Origin of the sequence: Aeromonas dhakensis, assembly GCF_000820305.1 — a bacterium.
Lineage (GTDB): Bacteria > Pseudomonadota > Gammaproteobacteria > Enterobacterales > Aeromonadaceae > Aeromonas > Aeromonas dhakensis.
This window is the reverse complement of record NZ_CDBH01000064.1, coordinates 220448-234719: the sequence shown is the minus strand read 5'-3', so window position 1 is coordinate 234719 and position 14272 is coordinate 220448. Positions and strand designations below refer to the sequence as shown.

The window sequence follows — 14272 nt, the reverse complement described above, 5'->3', positions numbered from 1 at the left end:
CTCTTCCCCCACTCATCCATGGCCAGGCTGAGGCAAGGCGCCGGTTCGACGCTCAACTATCATCTATGTCTCCACGATTTGGTCATACTGACAGGCAGCCAGAGATGACGCGCATGTCTGCACGCCGGCGCTCTCGTGTGCAAGGGAGTCACGGGTGGCTCAAGCAGAAATTGTCGCATGAAAGCTGATCTTCAATCGTCATTGCCGATGAATGTCAGAGTTTTAACCTTATGTTCAGTAACGCTATTTCAGAGTTAGATTGATCTTAGGAACGAAGAGCACTGTTTCACCGTCATAACGTTAATAAGAGGACATAGTGAATGGACAAACACACTCATGGGGCCAGTCAGTGCCCTTTTGCACACGGAGCCAATACTTCCGCCGGCCAGGAGCCTCAAGTTTGGTGGCCCAATGCCCTCAACCTCGACATCCTGCACCAACATGACCGCAAGACCAATCCGATGGATGAGTCTTTCAATTATGCTGATGCCTTCAGCAGCCTCGATTACGACGCCCTCAAGGCCGATCTGCATGCCCTGATGACCGACAGCCAGCCCTGGTGGCCGGCCGACTGGGGGCACTACGGCGGCCTGATGATCCGCATGGCCTGGCACTCCGCAGGCAGCTATCGCGCCACCGACGGCCGTGGCGGTGCCAACACCGGCAACCAGCGCTTCGCCCCCCTCAACAGCTGGCCAGACAACGGCAACCTCGACAAGGCGCGCCGCCTGCTGTGGCCCATCAAACAGAAATACGGCAACAAGATCTCCTGGGCCGACCTGATGATCCTGGCGGGCAACGTCGCTTATGAATCCATGGGGCTCAAGACCTTCGGTTTTGCCGGTGGCCGCGAGGACATCTGGCATCCGGAAAAAGATGTCTACTGGGGCTCCGAGAAAGAGTGGCTGGCGCCGAGCGGCAGCGAAGGGAGCCGTTACAGTGGTGAACGGGATCTGGAGAACCCGCTGGCCGCGGTGATGATGGGGCTTATTTACGTCAACCCGGAAGGGGTGGATGGCAACCCTGATCCCCTGAAAACCGCCCACGACATGCGCGTCACCTTTGCCCGCATGGGGATGAATGACGAAGAGACCGTCGCCCTCACCGCCGGTGGCCACACTGTCGGCAAGGCCCACGGTAACGGCAGCGCTGCCAAATTGGGGCCCGCCCCAGAAGGGGCGGATGTGCATGAACAAGGGCTTGGCTGGATCAACCACGAGAGCCGCGGCATCGGCCGCGACACGGTCACCAGCGGGATCGAGGGCGCCTGGACCAGCAATCCGACTCGCTGGGACAACGGCTACTTCAAGATGCTGCTGGGCCATGACTGGTGGCTCAAGAAGAGCCCGGCCGGTGCCTGGCAGTGGGAGCCCGTTGCCATCAAGGAGGAAGATCGCCCGGTGGACGTGGAAGACCCCTCCATCCGCTGCAACCCCATCATGACCGATGCGGACATGGCGCTGCGTTTTGACCCGGTATACCGGGAGATCTCCGAGCGCTTCGCAGCGGATCAAGACCTCTTCTCCGACGCCTTTGCCCGCGCCTGGTTCAAGCTGACCCACCGCGACATGGGGCCGCGCAGCCGCTACCTGGGGCCGGAGGTACCGAGCGAAGTCATGGTATGGCAAGATCCGGTGCCGGTGGTGAATTACCAGCTCTCCGAGCAGGAGGTGAGCGAGCTCAAGGGCAAGCTGCTGGCCTGTGGCGTGGCGCCAGCCGATTTGATCGCTACCGCCTGGGACAGTGCCCGCACCTTCCGCGGCTCCGATTATCGCGGTGGGGCCAACGGTGCTCGTATCCGCCTTGCGCCGATGAAGGAGTGGGAAGGCAACGAGCCCGCTCGCCTCGAGAAGGTGCTCAACGCCCTGATCGCCCTGCAGGCCACCCTGAACAAGCCGGTCAGCATCGCCGACCTGATTGTGCTGGGCGGCAGCGCGGCAGTTGAGCAGGCGGCCAAGCTGGCCGGCGTTGATATCGTCGTTCCCTTTGCGCCGGGCCGGGGCGATGCCGGTGCCGAGCAGACCGATACCGAGTCGTTTGCCTTCCTGGAGCCGGTGCACGACGGTTTTCGCAACTGGCAGAAGGGGCACTACAAGGTGCAGCCGGAAGAGATGCTGCTCGACCGTGCCCAGCTGCTGGGGCTGACCGCCCGCGAGATGACAGTGCTGGTCGGCGGTATGCGGGTGCTTGGCACCAACCATGGCGGCTCGGCCCACGGCGTCTTTACCGACCGGGTCGGTGTGCTCAGCAATGACTTCTTCGTCAACCTGACCGACATGGCCTATAGCTGGAAGCCGACTGGCCGTAACAGCTACCAGATCGTGGATCGTCAGAGCGGCGCGGTGAAGTGGACCGCTACCCGGGTTGATCTGGTGTTTGGCTCCAACTCGGTGCTGCGTGCCTACGCCGAGGTCTATGCCCAGCAAGATGGCAAGGAGAAGTTCGTACGCGACTTCGTCAAGGCCTGGGTCAAGGTGATGAACAACGACCGTTTCGACCTGAAATAATTCACCAGGTCCGTATAAAGAACGCCAGCCGCGAGGCTGGCGTTCTTTTTTGTCGGCACGCGCCGCCAGCGGCGGTGCATCGGCCTCCCCCTCACAAACGGGGTACAGGAGAGCGGAAAAAGAGTGAAGCAAGAGAGGGCGGAAGGGATACAAGCAGAGAATACAGGCCTTGCACCAATTCGATGTGGTGGGCGGCGTGACAGACGTGGACCCCTACTCATAAAAACGCAGCTGACACGAGGAAAAAGTGTCAGCTGCGTCATGACTACTCGCTATGCACCCGGATGGTGAAGGCCTTGAATCGTTGCACACGCCACTGGCTGACAACGAGAGGGAATCACCTGCCCCATCCTGGCCCATGGGTCGGCAACGACGCTCCGGCGTTACCGGAGCGAGTTGACCGGGAAGTCGGGGCAAGTGCCCCATCACGACCGACGGGCAGACCATCACGCGCAGCCTATTGCTGCGACTGGAAATGAGTCCTTAAAAGGGCATCTTGAAGCCGGGAGGCAGTTGCATGCCGCCGGTCAGCTCGCCCATCTTGGCCTTGTTCTGCTCTTCGACGCGACGCACGGCATCGTTGACAGCCGCAGCCACCAGATCTTCCAGCATCTCTTTGTCATCTTCCATCAGGCTCGGGTCGATTTCGATGCGACGCACGCTGTGGCTGCCGGCCATGGTGACCTTGACCATGCCAGCGCCGGCTTCACCGACTACTTCCATCTGGGCAAGCTGCTCTTGCATCTTCTGCATGCGCTCTTGCATCTGTTGGGCCTGTTTCATCAGGTTCCCCATTCCACCTTTACCAAACATATGTCGTCTCTCGTCTTGAAATCCGGCATCCAGCGCCGGGCCGTGGGTTTACCCGTCCTAAATGGGGACAGCCAAACCGTTTTTCAACCGGGCACCAGGCCCGGATGGTGTGATCAGTTGCTCAGCGGCTCTATGCTGTCGTGGTGCAGCATGGCGCCAAACCGCTGTTGCAAGAATTGCACGTTGGGATCCTGCTCCAGATCCCGGGTGACCTGCTCCCGCACCCCGAGATAGAGGCGGTGCTCAATCTCGAGCGGGGTTTCCCGCTCGGGCACCACCCCCAGGGTGACGTCCACCTGTACCGCCAGCCCCAGCTCGGGGCCGATGATCTCGGCCAGATCGGCGCGCGCCCTGTCGCTCACCAGATGGCGCTGCTCGGGTTTGAGGGTCAGCAGCACCTTGTCACCCTGCTGCTCCATCACCGAATTGATGGCCAGCTGGCGCAGGCGGCCGCCCACACCGGTGCGGGCAATCAGTTCGGCCCAATGGTCGCCGCAATTGGCCAGCAGCGAAGAGGGGATCAATCTGGCCGCCACCTCGCTTCCCTGCGGCTGGTTGTCGCTCTCCAGCTCGTTCCAGTCGATGGTTTCCATGACCGAGGCGGCTGGCTCGCTGATGGTCGCCTCAGGGGGCGTTGCAACGGCGGCCGGGACACTCGGTGCAGCAACCGTCTGCCGGCCGGCGCTGCCATCCAGATCCCAGGGCGGCAGATCATCCGCCTGGGGACGCGCGGCAGGCGCTGGCTGCATCACCTGGGTGGTTCGCTCCGGCAAGGGAGCGCTGGCAAACGCATCGTTGAAACCCTGATTCAGATACTCTTCGTAGTCGCTGCCGCTCTCTTCATAGGCATCGAGCGGCGGCAATTCATCGTAACCTGACTGGGCCGCCTGGGCAGCTGCCTGCACCCGGGGGGCACTCGGGGAGTGGGGCGTCGAGGGCGGCATGGCCGCAGCCGGTGCCATCGGTGCCGGTTTGGCGGCCGCCATCGGCTTGACCGGCGTCGCCCGGGCTGGCGCCGCATTGCCGCTCGGCTCGCCGCGCAGGCGGCTTCGCAGCAGATTGCGCTTGCCCAGCAGACTTTGCATGCTGGCCACCGTTGAAGAGACACACCCCTCCCCGCTGTCAGCCACTTCGTCAGCCACATTCGTTGGTACGGCGCCTTGTACGGAGGACGCGGGCTGGGCAGCGGCAGGCTGAGCCGTGGGCGCAATAGGTTCGGGCGCGGCTTCATAACCCATCTGCTCGGCCTCACGCAGCAGCTCCGCCTGCTCGGCAAACAGCGGATCCAGCTCGGCGCCGCCTTCCGGCTCCGCCATGTCAGCCAACTGTGGGTGAGGCTGGGCGGCCTGTCCGGCCTCCTGCGCCCCTTGGTGCTCGACCGATGCAGAAGAAGTAACCGGCGCAGGCGAGTTCGCGGCGTCGGCTGACGGAGCCTGCGGCATCATGCCGGTGGCCGGGGGTGGCTCAACCCCCTCGGGCTTTCCCATGGCGGGGGCCGGGCTCCTCGCACCGGCGGCGGGCAGGCCACCGAGTGCCGGAGGCAGCGCCGTCAGGCTGGCGGGGTGCAGCACCTCGCGCCGGGGCGAGAAGGCCAGCATCCGCAGGCAGGTCATCTCCAGTGCGGTGCGGCCATCGGGGGCCCAGGGCAGATCCTTGCGGCCACCCAGCACAATCTGATAGCAGAGCTGCACCTCTTCCGGGCTCATGGCCTGGGCCAGCTGCAGCAGGGCATCGGCATCCGCCCCCTGCTCCTGCACGGTGGCGGGCAACAGCTGCGCCATGGCGATGCGATGGAGCAGCCCTTCCAGCTCGGCATGGAGCTGATCAAAGTCGGGGCCCAGGGTCGCTATCTCGGTGATCTTGGCCATGGTGGCGGGTGCATCCTGACGCAGCACAGCTTCCAGCAGCTGGTGCAGATGGCGGTGATCCAGGGTCCCCAACATGGCCAGCACGCTGTCGGTGCGCACGCTGCCATTGCCGTGGGCCAGCGCCTGATCGGTCAGGCTCAGGGCATCGCGCATGCTGCCATCCGCCGCCTTGGCCAGGGCCAGCAAGGCGCGCGGCTCGAAGGGTTGTCCCTCCTGATCCAGCACCCATTCGAGCTGCTTGGCGATCTGGGTCTGATCCAGACTCTTCAGATGAAACTGCAGGCAGCGCGAAAGGATGGTGATGGGCAGCTTCTGAGGATCCGTGGTGGCCAGCAGGAACTTCACATAGGGGGGCGGCTCTTCCAGGGTTTTCAGCAGCGCGTTGAAGCTGTGGCGCGACAACATGTGCACTTCGTCGATGAGATAGACCTTGAAACGGCCACGGGCCGGTCGGTACTGGACGTTGTCGAGCAGCTCGCGGGTATCTTCCACCTTGGTGCGCGACGCCGCGTCTATCTCCAGCAGATCGACGAAGTTGCCCTGATCGATCTCGCGGCATGTGTCGCACACGCCGCACGGATGGCTGCTGATCCCCTGCTCGCAGTTGAGGCTCTTGGCCAGGATGCGCGCGATGGTGGTCTTGCCGACTCCGCGAGTACCGCTCAGCAGATAGGCGTGATGCAGCCGTCCCTGATCCAGGGCGTTGGTCAAGGCGGTCAGCACATGATGCTGGCCTACCACTTGTTCAAACGTATGGGGGCGCCATTTACGCGCCAGAACCTGATAGCTCATAGATCTCGATGCAGGGATGACAAGGCATTGAGGCTGGATGCTAACACAAATGCGGGGCGGGCTGTATCGGCTATCGGCCGAGGCGGGAGGGATCGCTTGAATTTCAAACCGATGCCCGCTCGGGCACCGGTTTGGACGCAGGCAACGGGCTGACGAGGCCCGTCTGCGTGATCGGACTGGCGGCTTATTCGCCCGGCAGTTCGACCAGGGAGACCACCTTGACGCCGGCGGCGGTCAGGCGGGCATCACCACCCAGCGACGGCAGGGAGATGATGAAGGCGGCATCGGCCACTTCGCCGCCGGCACGGCGGATCAGCTTGACGGTGGCATCGACGGTGCCGCCGGTAGCCAGCAGATCATCCACCACCAGTACCTTGTCACCGGGCACGATGGCGTCGGTGTGCAGTTGCAGGGTGTCGGTGCCATATTCGAGGGCGTAGGACTCCTCGATGACGGCGCGGGGCAGCTTGCCCGGCTTGCGAACCGGCACGAAGCCCAGACCCATGGCGAAGGCTACCGGCGCGCCGAAGATGAAGCCGCGCGCTTCGGTACCGACAATCTTGGTGATCCCTTGATCACGGTAGTGATTGGCCAGCAGATCGATGGTGGCCTTGAAGGCCTCGGCATTCTCGATCAGGCTGGTGATGTCGCGAAACAGAATGCCCGGCTTCGGATAGTCGGGAATGGTCTTGATGCTCGCTTCGATAAATTTCAGGGTTTCCGGATTCATGGTTTGACCGTTTGTTTTTCGACGCAGATGGTCGTTTCTCTCAGCTTCCCGCCAGCGGGAAATAAAAAGGCCCGTCACGCAAAAATGACGGGCCGACTCCATAGCATTATTGCCGCAATAGCTTAGGGACTTCACTTCTCCATTGCAACTGGCTCCAGCACCGGCAGGCGCATTAACCAGGTGAGCAGGATCACCATTATGGCAATGAGCAGCAGCCTGACCCACATCATGGGCACCACTGCCAGCGACACCGAAAAGGAGAGCAGAATAAAGAAAATAGCGCGCCGCCTGGCATGGCGACGAATGCCGCGATACTGCTGCCAGTCCTGGATGGGGGGGCCGAACCAGGGGTGCGCCAGCAACCAGCCATGAAAGCGGGGGGACGTGCGGGCAAACAGCGCCGCCGCCAGCAGCATGAAGGGGGTGGTCGGCAGCAGGGGCAGGACTATCCCGACTATCCCGGTGGCGAAGGCAAGCCAGCCCAGGGCCATCAGACACCAGCGTTTCATGGGTACTCCTCTGAATGTATCTCTGCCTTTAGCCTAACAGAGTTGGCCCGTAAGCAGACAGTCTGGCCCAGGCGACGGCCGTCGATTGGGTTCATCGAGTGGGCAAACGGCTGACAATCCCGGCCATTGCCACTACAATCTGCGCTCTTTTTTCTCTGTTTGCCCTGCGGAACCGGTTATGCGCGTTATTTTGGCCCCCATGCAGGGGGTGCTGGATCACTTGATGCGGGAGGTGCTCACCTCCGTCAACGACTACGACCTCTGCGTCAGCGAATTCATCCGGGTGGTCGATCAGCTGCTGCCGGCCAAGGTGTTCCATCGGCTCTGCCCCGAGCTCAAGCAGGACGGCAAGACCCTGGCCGGCACACCGGTGCGGGTACAGCTGCTGGGCCAACACCCCGAATGGCTGGCCGAGAACGCACTGCGCGCCATCGAGCTTGGCTCCCCCGGCGTCGATCTCAACTTTGGCTGCCCCGCCCCCACGGTCAACAAGAGCAAGGGAGGGGCCGTGCTGCTCAAGGAGCCCGAGACCATCTATCGCATCGTCAAGGCGGTGCGCGAAGCGGTGCCGGCCCATCTGCCGGTGAGCGCCAAGATCCGCCTCGGCTACGATGACAATGATCTCTATCTGGAGAACGCCCAGGCGGTTCATCAGGCCGGGGCCAACGAGCTGGCCGTGCACGCCCGCACCAAGCGCGAAGGCTACAAGGCGCCGGCTCACTGGGAGTATGTGGACGCCATTCGCCGTGCCCTGCCCATCCCGGTCACCGCCAACGGCGAGATCTGGAACCATGCCGATGCCCTCACCTGTGCCCGGGTGTCCGGCTGCGATGCCCTGATGGTGGGCCGCGGCGCCATCTCGTTGCCCAACCTGGCCAACGTGATGAAGACCGGCTGTGCCCACATGAGCTGGGCCGAAGTGCTGCAGTTGATGGTGAGCTACACCGAGCAGGATTTGGCCAGCGAGAAGGCCGACTATTACCCGAGTCGCATCAAGCAGTGGTTCAGCTACCTCAAGCGGGAGTATCCCGAGGCAGATCTGTTGTTTCAGGAGATCCGGGTACTCAAGGAGACCCATCCCATTCGGGACGCCCTGCTGCAGGCCGCGAAAACTGTGATCTAACCGTTCTTTACTTGACGCATATCATCTTGATAATCCTGTCGCTTCCCTATACTGCCCACAATTTGTTATTCGTCCGTTGGGGGCTAGTGTGTGTGAAATGACGCAAGCTCAGTTGGCCGTGTGGCGTGATCGCCTGCTGACTGACTGGGCGCAAGTAAGAGAAGAGCTGATCGGTCAGCTCAAAGCCTGTCGGCGTGACGAGTGGGCGGAGCAGGTGGATCACTGCGAGCGGGATCAGCTGGTCGATCTCACCAGCCGCCTCGACTTGCCCAAGGTGGAGCAGAGCGTGGCCAGGCTCAAGCGGATCGATGCCGCCCTCTGCCAGATGGATCTGGGCCTCTATGGTCTCTGCTCCGACTGCGAGGAACCGCTGGCCATCGAACGGCTGGAGCAGGACCCGACCCTGCAACGCTGCCCGCGCTGCGAAGCCCGCTATCGCAAGGGATTCCACGCCCACGAGCTCTGAGGGATGCACCTTCGTGCATCCTTTCCCCCGGGCTGGTCAGCCCGACATTTCTATTCAATAATCAACAACAACCACGCTGAACAGGGATAGCTCCGTGTACAGAGTCTTGTTGTTATGGTGTTTGTGCACCGCCGCCTGGGCGCAGGAGTCACTGCAGGTGGGCTGGGCCAGCTGGCACCCGTTCAGCTTTCGCGACGAACAGCAGCAGTTGCAGGGGCTGGACATCGACCTGCTGCAAGCCATCTTCAGCCGGGCCGGCTTCAGCGCCAGCTACAGCGAGATGCCCTGGGCCCGCGTACTGCGCGAGCTGGAGTTCGGCACCATCCAGCTCACCATGTCCGCCAACCAGACCGCCGAGCGCGAGCGGTACGCCCGCTTCAGCCTGCCCTATCGCAACGAAGAGACAGTGCTGCTGGTGCGCCGTCAGGACAGGGCGCGCTGGCAAGGGATCACCCAGCTCTCGGACCTGCTGCCACGGCAGGATTTCACCATAGGGATGATGCGTGATTTTGATTACGGCACCGATTTTCGCACCTTCATGCAATCGCCCCAGATGCAGGATCGGCTGCTGGCCCGCCTGCGGATGGAGCCCTTGCTCAAGCTGCTGCTGGCCGGCCGCATTCAGGGGGTGGTCATCGATCCCATGGGGCTGCAGGAGATGAACCTGGCCGGTATCCCGCTTGATGACCTCACCCCCCTGCTCAATATCCAGCGCACACCGGTGCATCTGATGCTGAGTCGGCGCACCACCACGCCAGCCCAGCTGCACCGGCTGGACGAGGCCATCCAGGCGCTGCTCACCAGCCCGGAATACACCCAGATCCTGGCCCGCTATCGTTATCAGTTGCCGCCCATCAAATGAAAAAAAACGGGCCCAGTGGGCCCGTTCTCTTGTGCGCTATCTCATTGGGCCAACAGATGGCCCACCAGCTCAAAGCGCCAGCCCTGCAGCAGCATGGGCTTGTCGGCCCGGGCCCGCTCTTCGTCGCTCATGCGCCAGCTCCAGGTGAAGTACTGGTGAATGATCTTCTTGCTGGCCACCAGTTCGGGCGGAATATTGCTGGCCTTGGCCTTCTCCTCCACCATCCCCTTGATGCGCTTGAGCTCGGCCTTGTATTGGGGGTAATCCACCAGCCGGCGAATGGGCTCGGGCCAGCCGGCGGGATCGCTCTGCTGGGCGGCGGCCACGATATCCAGCATCCGCTTGCCGTGGATCTTGATCTCGATGGGGGCCAGCCCCAGCTCGTTGAGATCGCGCAGGGAGGTGGGCTTGCGCTCCGCCACCTTGAAGAGGTGCAGCTCCTTGACCACGAAGTTGAGGGCCAGATCCCGGCGCACCGCCTCCTGCTGACGCCAGGCGGCCAGCTCGCGCAGGATCGCCAGTTCACGGCGTCCCAGCTGCCAGGCGTTGACGATGTCGAGATAGGCCTGACGGGGATCGCTGCTCTGGGTCTTGCGGGCGGAGTGGTTCTGGCACTCCTGCTCGAACCAGGCGAACTTGCCACTTTCACGCAGCGCCGCCATCACCTTGTCGTAGAGAGGCAGCAGATAGAAGACGTCGGCCGCCGCATATTCGAGCTGACGGGGGGTGAGCGGACGTGCCAGCCAGTCGGTGCGCGCCTGATCCTTTTCCAGGGTCACGCCGAGAAACTCGTTGACCAGAGCGCCGAAGCCCACCGAGACCCCGTGGCCCAGAAAGGCTGCCGCCAGCTGGGTGTCGTGCATCTGGTTGGGCAGATGACCCGCCTGATGCTGGATGAGCTCCAGATCTTCGCCTGAGGCGTGCAAAATGGCGATCTGCCCTACCCGACCGAGTCGCTGCCAGAGGGAGGAGAGATCCAGCGTCAAGGGATCCAGCAGCGCCAGCTGGTGGCCGTCATAGATCTGGAACAGGCCCAGCTGGGGGTAATAGGTACGGGTGCGGACGAATTCAGTATCGATGGCCAGGGGAACGTCGGCCAGGGAGGCGAGATACTGATCCAGTTCGGCTTGCTGTGAAATGAGTTGATAATGCATCTGTGCCTGCGCGTTGATCAGGGCCAAAAGAAAAAACCGTGGGCTGACCCACGGTTTTGCATAACGACGGCATGCTGCTTGGCAGCGCCACGCCGGTTACTGCTTGGCAATCTCCTCGTCGCGCAGCACGCGGCGCAGGATCTTGCCCACATTGGTCTTGGGAAGTTCGTCACGAAATTCTACCAGTTTCGGGACCTTATAGGCAGTCAGATGTTTGCGGCAGTGCGCAATAATCTCGTCTTCCAGCAGCTTTGGATCTTTCTTCACCACGAAGATCTTCACCAGCTCGCCGGAAACCTTGTGCGGCACGCCGACGGCGGCCACTTCCAGCACTTTCGGGTGGAGCGCCACCACGTCTTCAATTTCGTTCGGATAGACGTTGAAACCGGAGACCAGGATCATGTCTTTCTTGCGATCGACGATCTTGAAGAAGCCCTGCTCGTCGCACACCGCGATATCACCGGTACAGAGCCAGCCATCCTGCATCACCTCGGCGGTGGCTTCCGGCCGCTGCCAGTAACCGCTCATCACCTGCGGACCGCGTACCTGCATCTCCCCCGGCTTGCCGAGTTCGTGGATCACCTGGCCGTTGTCATCCACCAGCCGGATGTCGGTGGAGCAGACCGGCAGGCCGATGGAACCGTTGTAGTCCACCAGATCGTAGGGGCAGACGCTCACCAGGGGTGAACACTCGGTCAGGCCGTAACCTTCCAGCAGCGGAGTATCGGTCAACGCCTTCCACTGCTCGGCCACCGCCCGCTGCACCGCCATGCCGCCGCCGATGGTGAGCTTGAGCTTGTCAAAGGGCATGCTCTGGAACTCGCCATTGTTGACCAGCGCGTTGAACAGGGTGTTGACCCCGGTGATGCAGGTGAAGGGGTACTTCTTGATCTCTTTGACAAAGCCCGGGATGTCGCGCGGGTTGCTGATCAGCAGGTTGTAGCCACCCAGACGCATGAACAGCAGGCAGTTAACGGTCAGCGCGAAGACGTGGTAGAGCGGCAGTGCGGTGACCACGAACTCCTTGCCCCGCTCCAGCACAGGGCCATAGACGCCGAGGCACTGCTCCACGTTGGCAATCATGTTGCGGTGGGTCAGCATGGCCCCCTTGGAGAGGCCAGTGGTACCGCCGGTGTACTGCAGGAAGGCGAGATCGTCGTTGTTGATCTCGGGCTTGATGTACTGCAGATAGCGCCCCTTGGCCAGCGCCTGACGCATGGTACTGGCGTGGGGCAGATTGTACTTGGGCACCAGCTTCTTGACGTATTTCACCACGAAGTTGACCAGGGTTCCCTTGGCCAGCCCCAGGTTGTCCCCCATCCGGGTCAAGATCACGTGCTTGACCGGGGTGTCGTAGACCACTTTTTCCAGGGTGTGGGCAAAGTTGGAGACGATGACGATGGCCTTGGCGCCGGAGTCCTTGAGCTGATGCTCCAGCTCGCGCGGGGTATAGAGCGGGTTGACGTTGACCACTATCATGCCGGCACGCAGGATGCCGAACACGGCGATGGGGTACTGCAGCAGGTTCGGCATCATCACGGCGACCCGGTCACCCTGGCTCAGCTTGAGCTCGTTTTGCAGGTAGGCGGCAAAGGCGCGGGACTGCTCCTCGAGACGACGATAGGTAATGGTCTGCCCCATGTTGACGAAGGCAGGCTGGTCGGCAAACTCGTTCACCGACTCTTCAAACATCTCGACCAGGGAGCTGTATTGGTCTGGATTGATCTCGGCGGGCACCCCTTCTGGATAACGCTTCAGCCAGACTTTTTCCACGAACTTCTCCTGCATAACTAGCACCTGTGCGCTCACTGTGTTGCCTCCGTCCCTGTTCACATCCATTTCAAGCAGTTGTTTTAAGCTCATACTCTAATGCCGCCCATATTTACATAGGGCAACATCAATTAACAGCGAATTAACAACGGAAAAATGTGAGGGGGAAGACAAACCTGGAATTATTGAAAGCCGCCAATTCTACCGAATTTGACAAAATTTTTCGATACAAACCGCGGTCTCTGCCGAATTTTCCATATGAAAATGGTGGTTTCCCGCCAAAATGACCCGTTCAATGCGTGTAAAGGCGGCATGACGCTGTTGCCACTGTGCCTGCAGGCTGGCAAATCCCTCGCGGCCGGCGATAAACAGCACAGGACAGGCAATGGCCCGGATCAGGGCCTGGGCCTGCCCCTCGCTCATGCGCATGGGGGAGAGATCCCGCAGACGGGGATCGCTGCGCCAGTGCCAGCGCCCTGCCCGGGCTTCCAGCTGCCGCTCGCAGATAAGGCGTGCCGCACTCGGGGTGATGTCCGCCACCTTGCAGCGCGCCGCCACCGCCTCGTCGATGGAGGCAAAGCCCTGGGAGGCTCGCTCGCGAGTTCGGCTGCGGTTGAGGATGGCTCGGCGCAGCTGCTCCGGCACGGCGTCGTCCGGCTGACTGAGGGGTCCGAGCCCCTCCAGCAGAATGAGCCGCTCCACCTGCTCGGGGAAGACTCCGGCATAGGCGGAGGCAATCAGCGCCCCCAGGGAGTGGTCCAGCAGCACAAAGCGCGACCAGCCGGCGGCCTGGGTGATCTGATAGAGATCGTCCAGCCAGTCGACAAAGACATAGGGTGTGTTCTTGTGATCCGAGCGACCGTGCCCCGGCAGATCGATGCAGACCAGCTGAAAGTGGGTCAGATAAGGGGCCAGGGGCACAAAGCTTGCGCTGTTGTCGAGCCAGCCATGCAGGGCAAGCAGCAGCGGTTTGTCCCCCTGCTCCCCCTGCGCCGGCAGGCTCTCGAGCAAGGCAACCCGGCGGCCGTCGGCCAGGGTCAGGAAGCGCTCTTGCAGCAAGGTGTTCATGCCCAGCTCCTAGCGGCGCAGCGGCCGTCTCGGCCAGTAGGGATCATAGAAGGGGTCGTAGAAGTAGGGATCCATGTAGCGAACCTCCACCTCCTTGACCGGCGGCCACAGCTTGCTGCCCGTCACCTTGAGCACCGAGAAGCGATATTTGTGCTCGCCAATCTGGCTGTCCACCGGCTGGGCTATGGTGCCGAGCACCGTCAGGCTGCGCCCCTTGGCATAGAGGGTCGGGTCGACAAAACCCTGCATGATGGCCAGAAAACGGCCCGGGCTCTGTTCGGTCTGCTCCGGCACCCCGTTGGACTTGAGCGGCAGATAGACCACCTCGATGACGCTCTGATCCGCCTTGTTGTGTACCGACGAGATGACGCCGCTCCAGCGGGCCGGCTTGCCTTCCAGGCCGGCAAGGGCCGGCTGGTAGGCCACCAGCTGGTTGGCGGGCTCATAGGCCAGTTCTTGCGGGACCGAGCTGCAGGCACCGAGCAGAAGGCCGACGGCCCCCATCACCATTGCACGCTTCAACATGTCACTCTCCTTGAGTCGGGCTGGGCCCGACCTCTCAACCGCCCGCATGGGGCCTGTGTCGACCGGCATGAGCGACAAGTCTGCC

Annotated in this window: 12 protein-coding genes; 4 read left to right on the top strand and 8 right to left on the bottom strand. The window is 62.1% G+C overall.

What is annotated here, in order from left to right; translation table 11 throughout:
• The first annotated feature begins 320 nt into the window (after positions 1–320).
• Positions 321–2507, top strand: coding sequence for a catalase/peroxidase HPI (katG, locus tag BN1143_RS19275; RefSeq protein WP_042051770.1), 2187 nt, complete (start codon positions 321–323; stop codon positions 2505–2507).
• Positions 2508–2990: 483 nt separating this feature from the next.
• On the opposite strand, the gene BN1143_RS19270 is transcribed toward katG, so the two are convergent.
• From BN1143_RS19270 to BN1143_RS19255, 4 genes are all read right to left on the bottom strand, one after another.
• Entirely contained in the window at positions 2991–3320 is a 330-nt protein-coding gene (locus BN1143_RS19270; RefSeq protein ID WP_005301028.1) for a YbaB/EbfC family nucleoid-associated protein, read from the bottom strand.
• Between the two features lie 113 nt (positions 3321–3433).
• Entirely contained in the window at positions 3434–5980 is a 2547-nt protein-coding gene (gene dnaX / locus BN1143_RS19265; protein WP_042051769.1) for a DNA polymerase III subunit gamma/tau, read from the bottom strand.
• A gap of 184 nt (positions 5981–6164) precedes the next feature.
• Positions 6165–6710, bottom strand: a complete 546-nt coding sequence (gene apt, locus BN1143_RS19260) for an adenine phosphoribosyltransferase (protein WP_005301034.1) — start codon at positions 6708–6710, stop codon at positions 6165–6167.
• A 131-nt stretch (positions 6711–6841) separates the two neighbouring features.
• A complete protein-coding gene (locus BN1143_RS19255) occupies positions 6842–7219 on the bottom strand; it encodes a YbaN family protein (protein ID WP_024941757.1) in 378 nt (125 codons plus the stop codon).
• Between the two features lie 178 nt (positions 7220–7397).
• On the opposite strand from BN1143_RS19255, the gene dusC reads away from it, so the two are divergent.
• From dusC to BN1143_RS19240, 3 genes are all read left to right on the top strand, one after another.
• Positions 7398–8342 (top strand): tRNA dihydrouridine(16) synthase DusC, encoded by a 945-nt coding sequence (gene dusC, locus BN1143_RS19250; protein WP_042051768.1) that lies wholly within the window; start codon positions 7398–7400, stop codon positions 8340–8342.
• A 97-nt stretch (positions 8343–8439) separates the two neighbouring features.
• Positions 8440–8808, top strand: a complete 369-nt coding sequence (locus tag BN1143_RS19245) for a TraR/DksA family transcriptional regulator (protein ID WP_005301043.1) — start codon at positions 8440–8442, stop codon at positions 8806–8808.
• Between the two features lie 94 nt (positions 8809–8902).
• Positions 8903–9670, top strand: coding sequence for a substrate-binding periplasmic protein (locus BN1143_RS19240; protein WP_017782824.1), 768 nt, complete (start codon positions 8903–8905; stop codon positions 9668–9670).
• A 41-nt stretch (positions 9671–9711) separates the two neighbouring features.
• Here the strand turns inward: BN1143_RS19240 and rnd are convergent, their stop codons facing one another.
• The 4 genes from rnd to BN1143_RS19220 all read right to left on the bottom strand — a co-directional run bounded on the left by rnd (position 9712) and on the right by BN1143_RS19220 (position 14187).
• Positions 9712–10824, bottom strand: a complete 1113-nt coding sequence (rnd, locus tag BN1143_RS19235) for a ribonuclease D (RefSeq protein WP_197069887.1) — start codon at positions 10822–10824, stop codon at positions 9712–9714.
• Positions 10825–10920: 96 nt separating this feature from the next.
• The gene (fadD, locus tag BN1143_RS19230; RefSeq protein ID WP_010633942.1) at positions 10921–12597 is read right to left on the bottom strand and encodes a long-chain-fatty-acid--CoA ligase FadD; all 1677 of its coding nucleotides are present in this window, start codon (positions 12595–12597) and stop codon (positions 10921–10923) included.
• A 198-nt stretch (positions 12598–12795) separates the two neighbouring features.
• Positions 12796–13662, bottom strand: a complete 867-nt coding sequence (locus BN1143_RS19225) for an alpha/beta fold hydrolase (protein WP_042051764.1) — start codon at positions 13660–13662, stop codon at positions 12796–12798.
• Between the two features lie 9 nt (positions 13663–13671).
• On the bottom strand, positions 13672–14187 hold the full coding sequence (locus tag BN1143_RS19220) for a Slp family lipoprotein (protein WP_017784294.1): 516 nt from the start codon (positions 14185–14187) through the stop codon (positions 13672–13674).
• Positions 14188–14272 lie beyond the last annotated feature (85 nt).